Source organism: Sediminibacter sp. Hel_I_10 (assembly GCF_000688335.1).
Classification (GTDB): domain Bacteria; phylum Bacteroidota; class Bacteroidia; order Flavobacteriales; family Flavobacteriaceae; genus Psychroserpens.
In genome coordinates, this window is the sequence record NZ_JHZX01000001.1 from 970,421 (window position 1) to 987,117 (window position 16,697).

Genomic DNA, 16,697 nt, shown 5'->3' on the forward strand with positions numbered 1-16,697 from the left:
ATGTGTAATGTGTGACAAGATTAAGGTTCTTCCTTAATTTCAACTGTTCCTTCTGGAGCTGGAACATTAGGCTCATTGAGCTCTTTTTTAGCAAACGGACGCTTACCAAAAATCTTCTCTAGATTATCTTTAAAGATCACCTCTTTCTCAAGAAGCACTTCAGCCAACTGGGTTAACTTATCTTTATTTTCCTCCAACAAAGCAATGGCACGTCTGTACTGATTTTCGATAATATCAGAAATTTCTTTATCAATAAGTTCAGCAGTTTGTTCACTATAAGGCTTCGAGAAATTATATTCTGACTGCCCACTAGAGTCGTAATAGGTCAAGTTACCAACCTTCTCACTAAGTCCATAAATAGTGACCATAGCTCTCGCTTGCTTAGTTACTTTTTCCAAATCGCTCAGAGCACCTGTTGAAATTTTATTGAAAATCACCTTTTCAGCGGCTCTACCACCAAGGGCAGCGCACATTTCATCCAACATTTGTTCTGGCCTTACGATCAATCTTTCTTCCGGCAAGTACCATGCTGCTCCTAGAGATTGTCCTCTTGGCACAATAGTGACTTTGACCAATGGTGCTGCATGTTCTAACATCCAACTTACAGTGGCATGACCAGCTTCATGAAACGCGATAGCTTTCTTTTCATCTTTAGTGATGATCTTATTTTTCTTTTCTAAACCACCAACAATTCTGTCAACAGCATCTAGAAAGTCTTGTTTATCCACTGCAGCCTTACCTTTTCGTGCGGCAATTAATGCAGCTTCATTACAAACATTCGCTATATCAGCTCCAGAGAAACCTGGTGTTTGTTTAGCCAAAAATTCTATATCTAATTTTTCGGACTGTTTGATAGGTCTTAAATGCACTTCAAATATTTCTTCTCGTTCTCTTACATCTGGAAGATCCACAAAAATCTGTCTATCAAATCGTCCTGCACGCATTAACGCTTTATCTAAAACGTCTGCTCTGTTTGTAGCAGCTAGAACAATAACGTTTGTATTGGTTCCAAAACCATCCATCTCGGTCAAGAGTTGGTTTAATGTATTTTCTCTTTCGTCATTAGACCCTGAGAAGTTACTTTTACCTCTGGCACGACCAATAGCATCAATCTCATCGATGAATATAATTGCCGGACTTTTTTCTTTAGCCTGCTTGAATAAATCCCGAACACGAGATGCACCAACACCAACAAACATTTCAACAAAGTCTGAACCAGATAATGAAAAGAAAGGCACTTTAGCCTCACCTGCAACAGCCTTAGCCAATAATGTTTTACCCGTACCTGGTTGACCAACTAATAATGCACCTTTAGGTATTTTACCACCTAATGAGGTATATTTATCAGGGTTTTTAAGAAAATCAACAATTTCTTGAACCTCTTCTTTTGCACCTTCTAAACCAGCAACATCCTTAAATGAGGTCTTTACATCTGTTTTTTCATCAAAAAGCTTGGCCTTAGATTTCCCAATATTGAAAATCTGACCACCAGCACCACCTCCAGCACCGCCAGACATACGTTTCATTATAAAAATCCATACCGCAATAATTAAAACAAACGGTAATAAAGAAAAAATGAAATTGCCCCAAACGTTTTCTTCAGACTTAAAAGAAACAGGAACGTTGATATCATTTTCAGATTTTATTTTATTGATCTCTTCTTGAAACAATTTTAAATCTCCAAACTCAAATACATAATTTGGTTGTGGAGACACAGAAGGTAAAATACCTGAAGGCGCTGAACTTTTGTGTACCTCTTTGCTCATAGCGTCTTTAGTTAAAAAGACTCGAGCTTCTCTATTGTTTACGATGTTTAACTTAGCCACATCGCCCTCTTTCATATAATCAAAAAATTCTGTAGGATTGATTTGTTTAGCAGAACTACCGCCAAAACCTCCTGAGAATAATTGAATACCTAAAAATGCGACTATGACTAATCCATAAATCCAGTAAGGACTGAATTTTGGTTTTTTATTTAAATTCTTATTGTCTTTTGCCATGCGTATCTATCACAACTGTGATAAGCTTAATTATTAATAATTTTAGTAACTCGTTTCTATGACGGTTGTCTTGGCATCTCCCCAAAGACTCTCGATGTCATAGTACTCCCTAATATGTTTTTGAAAGACGTGGACAACTACATTGACATAGTCCATTAAAACCCACTCAGCATTGTCACTACCTTCAACATGCCACGGGTTATCTTTGAGCTCTTTACTAACTCTTTTTTGAATGGAATTTACAATGGCATTTACCTGAGTGTTTGAAGTACCTTCGCATACCACGAAGTAATCACAGACAGTATTTTCGATTTCTCTTAAATCAAGAATTGCAATTTCTTTACCCTTTACATCTTCAATCCCAGCAATAACTGTTGTTATAAGTTGGTCTGGAGTCGTATTTTTTTTCGCCATTAAATTAATTTAAATTTGTGCAAAGTTATTGTTTTTTTGTGTTTTACCCGAGGTAAATTTTCATAAGAAAACTTTAATTTTTATGAAAGCATCACAATGAACATAATCAAACTTAGTGCCATTGACTCTACAAACAGCTATTTACGTCAACTTCAGCTTAAAACCGCCATTGCGGATTTTACAGTTGTAGTTGCAGAAAAGCAAACTAATGGTCGAGGGCAAATGGGCACTATTTGGCAAACTCAAGCCCATAAAAACCTGACTGCAAGTATTTTTACAGATGTTTCTTGGCTTAATTTAGAGCGAAGCTTTTATATCAGTATGGCTACTTCTTTGGCCGTATTAGAAACTGTACAGCACTTCAATTTAAGAAAATCAGCTATAAAATGGCCTAACGACATTATGGCAGATGGATTTAAAGTTGGAGGCGTACTCATAGAAAACATTATTAAAAAACAAAAACTTCAAGCTTCCATCATTGGTATAGGACTTAACGTCAACCAAACTGATTTTGAACATTTACCTCAAGCCTGCTCAATGAAATCTATTGCCGGAATACATTATGATTTAGATGAAATTCTAAATCTATTAGTAAGCCATTTAAAGCAACAAATGGCACGTTTAAAACGGATGCACTTTAACGCTATAATGCAAGATTATGAATCTCATCTTTTTAGAAAAAACAAACCTTCCACCTTTGAAAATATAAAGGGTGAGCGTTTTTCTGGATTTATCAATGGAATATCTTCTACTGGAAAACTCAAAGTTCTACTAGAAGATGAGATTATAAAAGAGTTTGATCTCAAACAAATCAAACTCTTATATTAAACTTCTTGAGGCATTTTGGTAACCAAGGTCTCAATAAATTTCTGAATAGGACTTTTGATCATCATTCCCATCATAGCATTAAATTCTCCTTCAAAGGTGAGTTTAACTTCACTAGACGACTCGGTTACTTGATCAATATCTGCTATCAAAGCGAAGTCTAATTTGCCTCCCGCTGCGCCTAAAACTATTTTAGAATTAGGAACGGCCTCTTTCTTTTTAAGAACAATTTCTGGCATTCCCTTTAAGGCGAACAAAAATTTATCGTTTTCCAAAACCTCAAATTTGCTAATGTTCTCTGGCATTAACTTTTCAAAGTTCTTAACGTCTGACAAAAAATCAAATGTTTCTTGTTGACTTTTAGGTATTGTGGTTCTTGATGATTCTAATTTCATAAGGTATAAGTTGTAAACTTCGATTTAGTGTGATGGTATGCCCTTCCACTCGCTAGGATTGGAATTCCAAAGAGACAACACCTGTTGTTCCTTTTTATTAATATACATGGTTTCCATCGCTTGCTCTAAAAGGTTCTCGTAATTACTCAAGGTATAAAGGTCTACATGCGCTTCATCAAAATTAGATTTGGCAACCTCAAAGCCATAAGAAAAGATAGCCACCATACCTTTAACGTGTACATTGGCTTCTTTGAGTGCCTTAACCGCATTTAAGCTGCTTTTCCCTGTACTAATTAAATCTTCTACAACAACAACGTGCTGACCAGATTCAATAAAACCTTCTATTTGATTTTGTCTGCCATGAGATTTCGCCTCGGGGCGAACATACACAAAAGGTAACCCTAAATATTCTGCAACCAAGATACCAATACCAATAGCTCCTGTAGCCACTCCTGCTATAACATCTACCTTGCCATAATGCGCTTGGATGTGTTTTGCCATGGTGTCTCTAATATAATTTCTTATTGGCGGATAAGACAATACTATACGATTGTCACAATAAATTGGGGAAGTCCAGCCAGATGCCCATGTAAAAGGATCGTTGGGCTGAAGCTTTATAGCATTAACTTGTAATAAAAGTTCTGCTGTTTTTTTTGCGGTTTCTTTGTCGAAAATCATAAAACAAAATTACGATTTTTTAACAATAGGGAATTTTAAATCGTTAAAAATTTAATTTATCGAATGACGCCGACCTATTTTAAATTAATACTTTTACACGGTAAAAAATTAGAAAATGTCCCGAACGTATCAGGTTTTTGTAAACGACAAGCCCATTATACTCACCACTGCTGTTGAGAAAGAAGACGGTTTTAAGAATTACTTACTTTCTAAAGTGCGTATTCGTAAAGTCATCAAGACACTTAATAAGACCGATTTACCTAAAGTTCACTTGATAGGAAAAAAGGAAGAGACGCTTTTAAAAAAGTTTTTAAAGAAACTACCCAATGTTATTGCGGGTGGAGGAAAGGTCTATAACAGCAAAGGCGAAATATTATTTATCTACAGAAATGATAAGTGGGATTTACCTAAAGGAAAGACTGAAAAAAAAGAGAGTATAGAAGAAACGGCATTGCGCGAAGTTGAAGAAGAAACTGGCGTTAAGCATCTTGAAATCGTGAAACCCTTAGACACCACCTATCACATCTTTAAGCGCAATGGCAAATATAGAATCAAGATAACCTATTGGTTTGAAATGCGATCGTCTTACGAAGGAAAACTTAATCCCGAACAAAGTGAAGGCATTACAAAGGTTAAATGGCTATCTGAGGAAGAGAGTAAAGCTGCTTTAGAAAACAGTTATGCCAATATTAGAGGTTTAATTGAGTAAGTCGCTGTAGAGCAGATCAATTTCTAAATCTCATACAAAAATTACATTACTTGCCGTTTCCATCTAAAAATCAAGCATATACATTTATAAAATCTTCTTGATTTTCAAAATTAATTAATTGCTTAAAAGACTGATATTTAATATTCCATAAGTTAAAATATCGTTTAAACGCAAATTTATTCGATAAATAGCATCTTTTTCTTGGTTTTTAGGAATGTATGTCTTACTTTTATTAAACCATGTTAGTCCTTATTGTCAGTGCGCCATATATCTGATGATAAAAAAACGAAAAGGATGCAACCTTAGTTACATCCTTTTTTGATTTTAAAACCTTTATCTTCTTTAGCCACACCTACTCAAAACTCTGCATGTCTACTAGTTTTTTATAAACACCACTCTTAGCCAATAATTGATCGTGAGTGCCTTGTTCTGCAATTTCGCCTTTGTGCATCACTATAATCTCATCTGCCTTTTGAATAGTAGATAATCTATGGGCAATTACAATAGATGTTCTATTTTTCATCATATTTTCTAAGGCATCTTGAACCAATCTTTCGCTTTCTGTATCTAAAGCTGAAGTCGCCTCATCCAATATCATGATAGGAGGATTCTTAAGTACAGCTCTTGCAATACTTAAGCGTTGTTTTTGCCCGCCAGATAATTTGCCTCCAGAGTCGCCAATATTTGTATCAATACCCTTAGGAAGGGACTTCACGAACTCCCAAGCATTTGCAATCTTCAGGGCATTAATCACATCTTCATCAGATGCATCTACTTTACCTATTAAAATATTGTTTTTAACCGTTTCATTAAATAGAATAGAATCTTGCGTTACCAATCCCATCATACTGCGAAGCGAATGCTTAGTCATATCCCGAATATCAACGCCATCTATAGCAATTTGGCCGTCATTAACATCATAAAATCGGGTTACAAGATTAGCTATTGTGGATTTACCACTACCCGATTGCCCGACTAGCGCTACACTTTTGCCTTTAGGAACTTTCATACTGAAGTTCTTAAGCACCAAATCATCCTCATATTTAAATGAGATATTTTTAAGTTCTATTTCAGAATTAAAATCCGTTTTGACCAAAGCATTAGTTTTGTCTTCTAGAACATTATCTGTTTCTAAAATTTCCAGGATACGATCGGCTGCGGCATTACCTGATTTCACTTTATAACTGGCCTTACTAATCGCTTTGGCCGGCGTAAGTATTTGATAGGACAAGGCCATATAGCCAATAAATGCACCACCAGATAACGTCTGCTCCACCATCACCATATTGCCGCCATACCATAGTAGAGCCGCAATAGTAGCAATACCCAGAAACTCGCTGGTTGGTGAAGCTAAGTTTTCCCGATTCATTAAGGTGTTTGAAAACTCGTAATAACGATTTGTAGAGTCTTGGAATTTACCATAAAATCTTTTTTCAGAATTGAAGCCCTTTATCACTTTCAATCCCGCTAAGGTCTCTTCTACTGTAGAAAGAAAAACGCCCTGTTCCCTTTGAACCTTACCTGACTTTCTCTTAAGACTTTTACCAATCAAAGAAATGACGAATCCTGCAACGGGAATAAAAAGAAACACAAAAATGGTTAGCTTAGTCGAGATTATAAACATGGTAATTATGGCAAAAACAATTGTTAAGGGCTCTTTAACAATAAGCTCTAAAACCGAAAGCATCGAATTTTTCACTTCAGCCACATCACCAGAAATTCTCGCTATAATATCACCTTTCTTTTTTTCAGAATAATAAGATATCGGCAGCGTAACAACCTTGAGATACATTTCATCTCTGATATCCCTCAAAACACCATTACGCAAAAAAGTAATAAAAAAGAGACCGAGATAATTAAAGACATTTTTCAACAGAAACATACTTATGATCAAAATGATCATGTACAATAATGCTTGTTGAGGCCCTTTATTTAAAGTAGTCGTGGTTACAACGAAGTTTAGATAATTTTCAACAAAATTCGTAATGTCATGAATACCACCATATAATGGTTCTTCATAAACCTTTTCACTCTCGCCAAATAACACATTGATCATTGGCATCAGGGATACCATTGCCAAAGTGCTAAACAAGGCGTAAAACACGTTACAGATGATATTTAAAATCGCATACCGTTTGTAAGGTAATATAAACCTTGAAAGCTTTTTTATATAATCCATTAACCGAGTTTCATGTCTTTTAGGATAGCATCAATTCTATCTTCGAGTTGTGCGTCAACCTTTTTAAAGTCTTCAGCAGTAGCTAGTTTATCATTAACGCTGATGTAAAATTTGATTTTAGGCTCTGTACCACTAGGTCGTAAAGCAATCTTACTTCCATCTTCAGTATAATAAATTAAAACGTTTGATTTTGGAATGTTGATGACGTGTTCTTTAATATTCAAGATATCTTTTTCAACCGATAATTGATAATCCTCAATCTTGATCACTTTTGAACCATTAATCTCTTTTGGTGGATTTTCTCGAGCATCAACCATCATTTGTTTGATCTCTTCTGCTCCTTCAATGCCTTTTTTAGTTAGTGACACCAGTCGTTCTTTATAAAAACCATGCGCCACATATAAGTCGATAAGCTCTTGGTACATAGTTACCCCTTTCGCTTTTGCCTGAGCTGCAATTTCACAAGCCAACAAGGTTGATGTTACAGCATCCTTATCGCGAACAAAGTCTCCTACCATATATCCAAAACTCTCTTCCCCTCCGCCAATAAAATCCATTTGCGGAAAATCTTCAATCATTTTAGCGATCCATTTAAACCCTGTAAGACCTATTTTGCAGTCTACACCATAAGCCTTTGTCAAAACAGGTAACATTGGCGTAGACACGATGGTAGTCCCTACAAATTGGTCTCCATTTATTTTTTTGGCAGACTTCCATTGTTTCAATAGAAAATCTGTCATTAATAACATCGTTTGGTTTCCGTTAAGAATGACCAACTCATTATTTAAGTTTCTTACTACAACACCAAGGCGATCACAGTCAGGATCGGTACCAATAACAATATCTCCTTTGACCTTTGCCGCTAATTCAATTGCCATTTTAAGTGCTTCTGGCTCTTCTGGATTTGGAGATTGTACTGTAGGAAAGTCGCCGTTGGGTTCTCTCTGCTCCTCTACAATATGTACTTTGGTATAACCAGCTTGCTCTAGTGTTTGAGGTATGGCAGTAATAGACGTCCCATGAAGAGATGTAAATACAATATTCAAATCTTCCTTAGCTTCTTTAGGCGTATTGAAACTTCCGTTTTTAACGGAATTATCTACAAAGACATCATCAACAGCTTTACCCACATATTCTATCAAGTCGTCATTAGCATCAAATTTGATTTGGGCATAATCAAGTGCGTTGATTTCTGAAATAATTTCGGCATCTTGTGGTGGCACTAACTGCCCGCCATCTTGCCAATACACTTTATAACCGTTGTACTCTGGAGGATTGTGCGAAGCCGTTAATACAATTCCGCAATGACAGTTTAAATGCTTTACGGCAAAAGATAATTCTGGAGTAGGACGTAAATCTTCAAATAAATACACTTTAATGCCATTTGCCGAAAACACATCTGCAACCACCTTTGCCAAGGATTTACTGTTGTGTCTGCAATCGAACGCAATGGCTACTCTTAAAGTTTCCGAAGGAAATTGTTCTTTAAGATAATTACTTAAACCTTGGGTGTTTTTGCCTAAGGTGTACTTATTGATACGGTTTGTACCAACGCCCATGACGCCTCTCATACCGCCCGTACCAAAATCTAGATTTTGGTAAAAGCTTTCTTTTAACTCTTTAGGATTGCTTTCCTGAAGTTGCTTTATCCTATTGTGTGTATGCTCATCAAAAACTGGAGTTAACCAATTATCAATGCGTTTTTGAATTTGTGATTCTAATGTTGACATAATATTAGTATTGTATTATAAAAGTACGTAAATCCATATTTTTATTATGATAAGGAGGTGTTAATTCAAATTGGAATGAAAATTAAGCTCCTGCCCTATAAGATATCTTTTTTCATTGCGTTTGGTGCGCAAAATGATTTCTCCCAGAAATCCCGCGACAAAAAATTGCGTACCAATAATCATTGTAGAAAGTGCAATATAAAATTGTGGACGTTGCGTAATCAAGCGACCAGTTGGGTTTAGAAACAACTTATCTACGCCTAAATAAAGCGAAAAACCAAAACCAATGGCAAACATGATCACTCCAAGGGCTCCGAATAAATGCATGGGACGCTTGCCAAATCTTGAGATAAACCAAATGGTAATTAAATCGAGAAATCCCTTAACAAATCGGTCCATTCCAAATTTTGTCTCACCATATTTTCTAGCCTGATGTTGAACAACTTTTTCTCCAATCTTTATGAAGCCCGCATTTTTTGCTAATACCGGAATATAGCGGTGCATTTCTCCGTTAACGTCAATATTCTTAACCACATTTCTATTGTAGGCCTTGAGACCACAGTTGAAATCATTAAGTGTTACTCCCGATGTTTTTCGGGCTGCCCAATTAAAGAGTTTAGACGGAAGATTTTTGGACAAAAATGAATCGTATCGTTTCTTTTTCCATCCAGAAACAAGATCAAATTTCTCAACAATAATCATATGGTAAAGCTCTGGAATCTCTTCTGGATTATCTTGTAAATCGGCATCCATTGTGATGACTACATCCCCTTCTGCTTTTTCAAAGCCCGCATGTAATGCTTGTGATTTTCCGAAGTTCTTGATAAACCGAATTCCTTTGACATTCTCATTTTTATGGGAAAGTTGCATAATGATAGACCAAGAATCGTCAGTACTGCCATCATCAATAAAAATGACCTCATAAGAAAAACGATTGGCTTGCATGACTTTAGCAATCCAATCGCGTAATTCTATAAGTGACTCCTGTTCGTTAAGTAGTGGTATGACTACTGATATGTTCATGCAATCGCTTTGATGTTATAAACATCAAAAATACTGAAATTATTTAAGCTAGATTGGGATCTTCCTTTTTCATTATTGCGCCAATAATTAACGAAATAATCAAACCAAAGAAGGTTGAAGCTAAAAGCGTCATCGTTGACAAGAAAAATGGTGATGTAAATATATTCATCATTGTCGTTGCCGTTTCTAATTGCTCTTCTGACATATTTTGATTTCCAGCCGTCATATCGTTATAAGCTTTTTCTCTAATACCATCTATAAATTCTGGTTGGATAAACTCATAGTGAACATAGGCATATACAGCTCCAATAATTCCGCCAACGACAGCCATAGCAAGACCAACTTTTATGGCTTCTTTAATTGAAAGAAAATTGGAATTATTGGTTTTGAAGGCGTTGATACCGTAATAGTAAATAATGATAGTAATGACGACACTTACAGCGCTTACGACCCAATTTTTTTCCAATCCGGTTACATATTGAAATACAAGTCCAACAACGGTTAACAAGCCCAAATAGAGACCATAGGTATAAGCTATTGATTTAATCGAAGGTTTTTCGGTTTCCATATTTTAATTTCTTTTGATTAGTTATGTTTGTATTCTGTTAGTATCTCTTATTACTGAAATGTTACATAAGAAAAGGATATATAAAAAAAGAATATAATTTATTGGTAATTTACAAAATATAACTAAATTTGCACTTCCAAAAAAGTACAGATTTTTAAAGATAAACGAGATGAAAAAGGGAATACATCCAGAAAACTATAGAATTGTTGCATTCAAGGACATGTCAAATGAAGATGTGTTTTTAACTAAGTCAACTGCTGATACCAACGAAACACTTGATGTTGACGGTGTTGAATATCCAGTTATCAAACTAGAGATTTCTAGAACATCTCACCCGTTTTACACTGGTAAGTCTAAATTGATAGATACTGCTGGACGTATCGATAAATTCAAAAACAAATACGCTAAATTCAAGAAATAAATTTAGTTTACGATATTATAAAGCCTTCATAATTTTTTATGAAGGCTTTTTTTTGTGATACCTTTTATTAATTTAACTTTGAGTGAACACTCATAATGCCAAGTAATCCATGAACTACATCTTATTTGACGGCCCCGCAAGAACTCAACTCTTACCTTTTACGTTTACAAGACCTGTTGCAGACATTAGAATTGGAATTCTTACCATTAGAGAGAAATGGGAACGCTACTTAGATGCGACTACTTCCACAGTTACAGAAGATTATCTATCGGAGAAATTCCCAATGATTGAAATGGAGGAAAATATTATGATCAATGCCTCCTTTATTCCTAATCTGAAATTAGCGGAGCTTGTGATGGATCTTAAAGAAAACCAAGCTTTATTTCATGGCGACCATATGGTGGCCTTTTCTACTAAAGATACTCAAGACGATATTGATTTTACAACTTATGAGCATCTCGACTACAATGAGGAAACGCTTTATATTGAGCATACTTGGGATATTTTTTCAAAAAATGATCTTGCTATAAGAGCTGACTTTGAACTGCTCACTGAAGGACGAAAATCACAGCCCATACCAAGCTCAAATAACGTACTTGATACACATCAAATATTTATTGAAGAAGGTGCGAAGTTAGAATTCACCACTCTTAATGCTACCTCAGGCCCAATTTACATAGGTAAGGACGCTGAGGTTATGGAAGGCAGCATCATTAGAGGTCCATTTGCGCTTTGTGATCACGCTACTGTAAAATTAGGTGCAAAAATTTATGGCCCAACCACCGTTGGACCACATAGCAAAGTTGGTGGCGAAGTGAATAACTCTGTTATTTTTGGATACTCCAACAAAGGTCATGACGGTTTTTTAGGCAATGCCGTGATAGGTGAATGGTGTAATTTGGGTGCAGACACCAATAACTCCAATCTTAAAAATAACTATGCAGAAGTAAAACTATGGAGTTATCAGACAGAGAATTTTGCCAAAACGGGACTTCAATTCTGCGGACTCATGATGGGAGACCATAGTAAGTGCGGGATCAACACGATGTTTAATACGGGTACCGTAGTTGGTGTTAGCGCCAACATCTTTGGAAGCGGTTTCCCAAGAAATTTCATACCTAGTTTTTCATGGGGCGGTTACTCTGGCTTTAGCACCTATCTTACAAAAAAAGCATTTGAAGTGGCAGAGGTTGTTATGAAACGCCGTGACATTGATTTTTCTGAAATCGACAAAAACATCTTAGAAGCTGTTTTTGATCTTACTAAAAAGTGGCGTAAGGATGCGTCTTGATTCTGAAAATATGGTGTTAGTACCAACTAAGTTTATACAGCTGTTTTCTCAATTGTGCTTAATCTTATAGCCGTAGTATTCCCTTTTTTTGTATTTTAGATCCTACCACCTAAAAACCAACTTATTATGCAGCGTATCTTCAATAATATTCTGAAGTTCTCTATCTGCTATTTTTCTATCGTTATGATAGATTTGGTTTTTATGACGTTTTCTGAGTTAGAAATTTTGAGATTAGTGACTAAGCCAGCGCTCATGTTGTTGCTTATTTTTTTCTATACCTTAAACGATAATGAAAGCACAAGCAACAATTTTGTCTTTACCATCTTAGCCCTCTCTTTTTTTCTTTTAGCAAATGTGATGACCTATTTCAAAACTGAACCTATTGTCTTAGTTGCAGGAAGTATTTTTTTTATTTTGGGAAAAGTATGTTACGTCTGTCGCTTTTCGAATAATAGAGACTTCAATATCCTTCAATTTTTACCTTTTCTAGCCTTCTATCTGCTCTACATGTTTAGCATATTAAATCTAACTTTAGATAATCTTGGCTCATCCTTAATCCCTGTACTTTTGTTTTTATTTGTGACCTTGTTATTGGTGCAATTTGCTTTTTTAAGAAAAGAAGAAGTGAGCAAGAGCAGCTATATATTGGTAATGATAGGTGTTTTCTCTTTTCTTTTGGCAGATACGCTCTCTATTTTAGGGTCGTTTTACAAGTATTGGTTTTATGAGCGGTTCATCACTATGTTTGTCTATGCATCTGCCCAATATATGATCATCATGGGGTTGGTCAAGGAAAAGATTGAGCCTCAAACTAAAATCGAAATAGAATCCTAATATTCAAAATTTAATCTGTTTTTCGAACACGTTTTAGATCTAATAGATTGATGGGATTAATCCCCAAACCCGAAACTTCTTTACGAGTAAAACGAACCACCTCATCATAGAATAATGGTACCACAGGAGTTTGAGACATCACCAAACTGTCCATTTTACGATAAAGTGATTCTCTTTGTTTAGTATCTGTTACAGAAAAAGAACGCTGATACAAATCATCAAATTGCTCATTTTTAAAATGGGTGTAGTTTGGTCCGTTAGGAGCAAAATTTTTACTGTAGTATAAGGATAGATAATTTTCTGCATCAGGATAATCGGCCACCCAACTCGCTCGAAACAGATCTAATTTACCATTGGCTTTTGCATCTTTTAAGGTCGCAGCAGGAATGACATCAACATTGACTAAAATTCCGATTTTCTGAAGCTCTCTTTGGATATATTCACAAAAACTCAAATAATTACCGGTAGTAGTTATTGTAATTTCTGGTTGTGTGTTTCCGGTCTCATCTTTAAATTGTTCAACCAATTGCTTCGCTTTTTCTGGCTGAAATGAATACCCAATATGCGCATCATAACCAGGAAGTCCTTTTGGAATAAAACCACCGGTAGCAGGAATCCCAATACCATTTCGAAGATAGGTCATCATTTTTTGCTTATCGAAGCCATAATTAACGGCCTTTCTCAATACTTGCGATTGCATCTCAGAGACATCAGAATCCATATAAAAAGCAAGGTACTCTGTATTGAGGTATGGACCTCTAATCATATTAACAGCTCCAGCATATTGCTGACGCAAATCTCCCGTGGCCGTCAAAATCTCATCTTTATATGAGGCATCCAAACCAGAGACAAAATCAATATTTCCTTGTGCAAACTGTAAAAACTCACTCTGCTTATCTGGCAAAAAGGTTATAGAAACGGCCTCAAGATATGGTAATTTGTTTCCAACGGAGTCCGTTTCAAAGTAGTCGTCATTTCTTCGGAAAACGAGCTTTAAATTCTCCTCCCAGCGCTTAAATCGAAAAGGACCAGTACCTATAGGGTGAGCTCTAAAATCGTTAGCATATTGCTCTACAATTTCCTGTGGAACAACAGAGCAATATTTCATGGTGAGTAAGCCCAAAAATGCCGGAAAGGCCTGTTTCAATTTAATTTCCAATAAGGTATCATTAACAGCCTTTACGTGATCTACCCTGTTCATCGTAAAACTTCCTGGTGATGCTAATGTCTTATCTGTTAACCTACCGAGACTAAACTCAAAATCTCCTGCAGTTACGGTTCTTGTAGAATCTTTTCCAAATAATTGATGTTTATGAAATGTCACATCGTTACGGAGCGCAAATCTGTAGGTCGTGCCATCTTCGGAAATAGTCCATTGTTTTGCAATACAGGGTTGAACTTTTAATTGTTCATCCATTTGCACAAGGCCATTAAACAGCTGATTAGTAGCCCAAATATCAGCATTATCCTTAGCAAAAGCCGGGTCTAAAGATCCTATGTTTTTGTGTTCATTATATCTAAAAACAAGATGATCTTTAATACTGTTGTTAGGGTTTCCGCAGGAAATACAAAGAAGAGACAGGCTTAAAATGATTAGCGATTGTCTAAAATATTTTTTAATGTCATCATTTACCAAACTATTCATAAATCAATCCTAATTGAAGTCTGTTTTTTAATTAAGTAAATATAATAGATTTCCCTTCCCTAAGAAATAATACCCAGAATGAATAAGACTCTATTCTGTATCATCTATCCTAAAAAAACAAGCTAACCTATTTCATCTCAAATCAAGACCATATCAAAATTACAATACTTATAAATTCTACAATCATCAAAATACCAATTAACTTCAGTAGGTCAATGACAACGCTTTTCAAACATTTTTCCCAACTAAAACTAGTCTCTTAAACTTTGAAACTAAAGATTTGTAGCAGTTTATCCTTCTTTTATTTACTTTATCTAGTTTATTCTTTATTAGGGAAGCGCGCAATTATATTTGATTACCCAAATTGAAAACGACATGAAAACGATTCAACTCCTTTTATCGTCAATCGTATTATTAAGCCTACTTTTATCCTGCTCAAAGGATGATATTGACAATGACAATACGCTCACAGGATCTTACAAATTAACCTCTTGGCGTGTCGAAACCCCTATAGATCTTGATAATGATGGCGTCGCCTCTTTAGAATTTGAACCAGGCTGTTTGAACGATTCTGAATTGAACTTAGGGACTAATCATTCTGGTAGCCTGCTTTACACATCATTTGTCTCTTACAACACCTATTTGGAGGACGGAAAAACAGTTTTTGCGACCTCATGTTCTATGAATACTGATTTAGACAGAAATACACTAAGCTATACTGAAAGTGAAACAAGCATCTTCATAGCATTGAACGGAAACACATATAGTGCTGTAAAAAATGGCAACACGCTACTCATGCATATCCCTAATGGGTTTATAGCTACAGATGTGGATACTTCTGAAACTACAATTGAGCAGGACGTTACTTACGTCTTTAACAAACAATAAATTGACGGATGAACTGAGTACCGAACGACTGACTTTAATTGAAGATTTTAACCAATAATTCTCTTAAAAGATCACTTTGGGACACGGCATTTGAATTGACACCCTTCCCCTTAACATCAAATTCTCGCAAGGTTCCAATAACACCACTCACTTTTCTCATAGGAAAATTTCTAGCCGCATCAATGTACTCTTGTACAAAATAGGGATTGATCTTTAATGCTGTAGCTACACTTCGCGGGTTTTTATCATGTAAGCCGTGCAAATGCAATAGCTGTGAAAAAAAATTGAAGAGTAAGGATACCGTTACGACCATAGGATTATCTTTTGGGTTCTCTCCAAAATAATTAATGATCTTGAATGCTTTTACGGTATCTCGATAGCCAATAGCCTTTCGTAACTCAAAGTTGTTGTAATCTTTACTTATGCCAATGTTTTTCTCAATATGCTCAGGAGTAATCTGTGTGCCTGGAGGGAGTATGATTTTTAGCTTGTTGAGCTCATTCATAATCTTGCTCAAATCTGTTCCTAAAAACTCCACTAACATTTGTGAAGCCTTTGGAGTAATGGTATAATCTTGTCCAGAAAGCACGCGCCTAATCCAATCTGCTACCTGGTTATCATAAAGCTTTTTACTTTCAAAAACCACGCCCACCTTTTTGATGGCCTTATAGACTGATTTGCGCTTATCTAATTTTTTATATTTATAATTTACGACTAAAACAGTGGTTGGTTGGGGGTTTTTGGCATAGGCCTCTAACTTATCAATAGTTCTTGATAAATCTTGAGCTTCCTTTACAATCACTACCTGCCGCTCAGCCATCATTGGATATCGCTTTGCATTACTTATAATATCTTCTACGGAAACATCTCGGCCATAAAGCGTCATCTGGTTGAAGCCTTTCTCTTCTTCAGACAGTATGTTCTTCTCTATATAATCAGATATGGCATCAATATAATAAGGCTCCTCTCCCATTAAAAAGTAAATGGGCTTGATCTTTCCTTTCTTGATATCTCCTACAATGAGCTTAACGTCGTCCAAATCTTAAATTGCTATCAACTAATTATTTTTATTACTAAAGCCGAAATACAACTAACAA

Annotated in this window: 16 protein-coding genes; 6 read left to right on the forward strand and 10 right to left on the reverse strand. The window is 35.7% G+C overall.

Annotated features, from left to right (window positions below; all coding sequences use genetic code 11):
- Positions 1-20 precede the first annotated feature (20 nt).
- Positions 21-2,000, reverse strand: a complete 1,980-nt coding sequence (gene ftsH, locus P176_RS18970) for an ATP-dependent zinc metalloprotease FtsH (RefSeq protein WP_051605398.1) — start codon at positions 1,998-2,000, stop codon at positions 21-23.
- A gap of 42 nt (positions 2,001-2,042) precedes the next feature.
- Positions 2,043-2,414: a ribosome silencing factor gene (gene rsfS / locus P176_RS0104270; protein ID WP_026753536.1), complete on the reverse strand. Its 372-nt coding sequence runs from the start codon at positions 2,412-2,414 to the stop codon at positions 2,043-2,045.
- 96 nt (positions 2,415-2,510) lie between these two features.
- On the opposite strand from rsfS, the gene P176_RS0104275 reads away from it, so the two are divergent.
- Positions 2,511-3,242, forward strand: a complete 732-nt coding sequence (locus P176_RS0104275) for a biotin--[acetyl-CoA-carboxylase] ligase (protein WP_026753537.1) — start codon at positions 2,511-2,513, stop codon at positions 3,240-3,242.
- Here the strand turns inward: P176_RS0104275 and P176_RS0104280 are convergent.
- On the reverse strand, positions 3,239-3,634 hold the full coding sequence (locus P176_RS0104280; protein WP_026753538.1) for an orotate phosphoribosyltransferase: 396 nt from the start codon (positions 3,632-3,634) through the stop codon (positions 3,239-3,241). The genes P176_RS0104275 and P176_RS0104280 overlap by 4 nt on opposite strands.
- A 24-nt stretch (positions 3,635-3,658) precedes the next feature.
- Positions 3,659-4,312: an orotate phosphoribosyltransferase gene (pyrE, locus tag P176_RS0104285; protein WP_026753539.1), complete on the reverse strand. Its 654-nt coding sequence runs from the start codon at positions 4,310-4,312 to the stop codon at positions 3,659-3,661.
- Positions 4,313-4,427: 115 nt separating this feature from the next.
- On the opposite strand from pyrE, the gene P176_RS0104290 reads away from it, so the two are divergent.
- Positions 4,428-5,021, forward strand: coding sequence for an NUDIX hydrolase (locus P176_RS0104290; RefSeq protein WP_026753540.1), 594 nt, complete (start codon positions 4,428-4,430; stop codon positions 5,019-5,021).
- A gap of 352 nt (positions 5,022-5,373) precedes the next feature.
- Here the strand turns inward: P176_RS0104290 and P176_RS0104295 are convergent, their stop codons facing one another.
- From P176_RS0104295 to P176_RS0104310, 4 genes are read right to left on the reverse strand one after another with little or no spacing between them, the layout of a single operon-like run.
- Positions 5,374-7,200, reverse strand: a complete 1,827-nt coding sequence (locus tag P176_RS0104295; protein WP_026753541.1) for an ABC transporter ATP-binding protein — start codon at positions 7,198-7,200, stop codon at positions 5,374-5,376.
- Positions 7,200-8,930: a phospho-sugar mutase gene (locus P176_RS0104300; protein WP_026753542.1), complete on the reverse strand. Its 1,731-nt coding sequence runs from the start codon at positions 8,928-8,930 to the stop codon at positions 7,200-7,202. The genes P176_RS0104295 and P176_RS0104300 overlap by 1 nt, the downstream gene beginning before the upstream one ends.
- A 60-nt stretch (positions 8,931-8,990) precedes the next feature.
- Positions 8,991-9,953, reverse strand: coding sequence for a glycosyltransferase family 2 protein (locus tag P176_RS0104305; protein ID WP_026753543.1), 963 nt, complete (start codon positions 9,951-9,953; stop codon positions 8,991-8,993).
- 43 nt (positions 9,954-9,996) lie between these two features.
- Positions 9,997-10,521 (reverse strand): DUF4199 domain-containing protein, encoded by a 525-nt coding sequence (locus P176_RS0104310; protein ID WP_026753544.1) that lies wholly within the window; start codon positions 10,519-10,521, stop codon positions 9,997-9,999.
- A gap of 169 nt (positions 10,522-10,690) precedes the next feature.
- Between P176_RS0104310 and P176_RS0104315 the strand changes: the two genes are divergently transcribed.
- The 3 genes from P176_RS0104315 (at position 10,691) to P176_RS0104325 (ending at position 13,067) form a co-directional block, all read left to right on the forward strand.
- Positions 10,691-10,942 carry a type B 50S ribosomal protein L31 gene (locus tag P176_RS0104315; RefSeq protein ID WP_026753545.1) on the forward strand — a complete coding sequence of 84 codons (252 nt, stop codon included), beginning with the start codon at positions 10,691-10,693 and terminating at the stop codon, positions 10,940-10,942.
- Between the two features lie 109 nt (positions 10,943-11,051).
- Positions 11,052-12,233, forward strand: coding sequence for a GlmU family protein (locus tag P176_RS0104320; RefSeq protein WP_026753546.1), 1,182 nt, complete (start codon positions 11,052-11,054; stop codon positions 12,231-12,233).
- A 126-nt stretch (positions 12,234-12,359) separates the two neighbouring features.
- Positions 12,360-13,067 carry a lysoplasmalogenase family protein gene (locus P176_RS0104325; RefSeq protein ID WP_026753547.1) on the forward strand — a complete coding sequence of 236 codons (708 nt, stop codon included), beginning with the start codon at positions 12,360-12,362 and terminating at the stop codon, positions 13,065-13,067.
- Positions 13,068-13,077: 10 nt separating this feature from the next.
- On the opposite strand, the gene P176_RS0104330 is transcribed toward P176_RS0104325, so the two are convergent.
- Positions 13,078-14,712 carry an ABC transporter substrate-binding protein gene (locus P176_RS0104330; protein WP_051605399.1) on the reverse strand — a complete coding sequence of 545 codons (1,635 nt, stop codon included), beginning with the start codon at positions 14,710-14,712 and terminating at the stop codon, positions 13,078-13,080.
- Positions 14,713-15,087: 375 nt separating this feature from the next.
- Between P176_RS0104330 and P176_RS0104335 the strand changes: the two genes are divergently transcribed.
- The gene (locus tag P176_RS0104335) at positions 15,088-15,600 is read left to right on the forward strand and encodes a hypothetical protein (protein ID WP_156032950.1); all 513 of its coding nucleotides are present in this window, start codon (positions 15,088-15,090) and stop codon (positions 15,598-15,600) included.
- Between the two features lie 34 nt (positions 15,601-15,634).
- Here the strand turns inward: P176_RS0104335 and holA are convergent, their stop codons facing one another.
- Positions 15,635-16,639 (reverse strand): DNA polymerase III subunit delta, encoded by a 1,005-nt coding sequence (gene holA, locus P176_RS0104340; RefSeq protein WP_026753550.1) that lies wholly within the window; start codon positions 16,637-16,639, stop codon positions 15,635-15,637.
- Between the last annotated feature and the right edge of the window lie 58 nt (positions 16,640-16,697).

Excerpts from the sequence above, each read along its gene's own strand:
- P176_RS0104295 (WP_026753541.1), bottom strand. The coding sequence starts at position 7,200 with ATGGATTATATAAAAAAGCTTTCAAGGTTTATATTACCTTACAAACGG.
- P176_RS0104275 (WP_026753537.1), top strand. The coding sequence starts at position 2,511 with ATGAACATAATCAAACTTAGTGCCATTGACTCTACAAACAGCTATTTA.
- P176_RS0104290 (WP_026753540.1), top strand. The coding sequence starts at position 4,428 with ATGTCCCGAACGTATCAGGTTTTTGTAAACGACAAGCCCATTATACTC.
- P176_RS0104280 (WP_026753538.1), bottom strand. The coding sequence starts at position 3,634 with ATGAAATTAGAATCATCAAGAACCACAATACCTAAAAGTCAACAAGAA.
- ftsH (WP_051605398.1), bottom strand. The coding sequence starts at position 2,000 with ATGGCAAAAGACAATAAGAATTTAAATAAAAAACCAAAATTCAGTCCT.
- P176_RS0104320 (WP_026753546.1), top strand. The coding sequence starts at position 11,052 with ATGAACTACATCTTATTTGACGGCCCCGCAAGAACTCAACTCTTACCT.
- P176_RS0104325 (WP_026753547.1), top strand. The coding sequence starts at position 12,360 with ATGCAGCGTATCTTCAATAATATTCTGAAGTTCTCTATCTGCTATTTT.
- rsfS (WP_026753536.1), bottom strand. The coding sequence starts at position 2,414 with ATGGCGAAAAAAAATACGACTCCAGACCAACTTATAACAACAGTTATT.
- P176_RS0104310 (WP_026753544.1), bottom strand. The coding sequence starts at position 10,521 with ATGGAAACCGAAAAACCTTCGATTAAATCAATAGCTTATACCTATGGT.
- P176_RS0104300 (WP_026753542.1), bottom strand. The coding sequence starts at position 8,930 with ATGTCAACATTAGAATCACAAATTCAAAAACGCATTGATAATTGGTTA.
- P176_RS0104315 (WP_026753545.1), top strand. The coding sequence starts at position 10,691 with ATGAAAAAGGGAATACATCCAGAAAACTATAGAATTGTTGCATTCAAG.
- P176_RS0104330 (WP_051605399.1), bottom strand. The coding sequence starts at position 14,712 with ATGAATAGTTTGGTAAATGATGACATTAAAAAATATTTTAGACAATCG.
- P176_RS0104335 (WP_156032950.1), top strand. The coding sequence starts at position 15,088 with ATGAAAACGATTCAACTCCTTTTATCGTCAATCGTATTATTAAGCCTA.
- P176_RS0104305 (WP_026753543.1), bottom strand. The coding sequence starts at position 9,953 with ATGAACATATCAGTAGTCATACCACTACTTAACGAACAGGAGTCACTT.
- pyrE (WP_026753539.1), bottom strand. The coding sequence starts at position 4,312 with ATGATTTTCGACAAAGAAACCGCAAAAAAAACAGCAGAACTTTTATTA.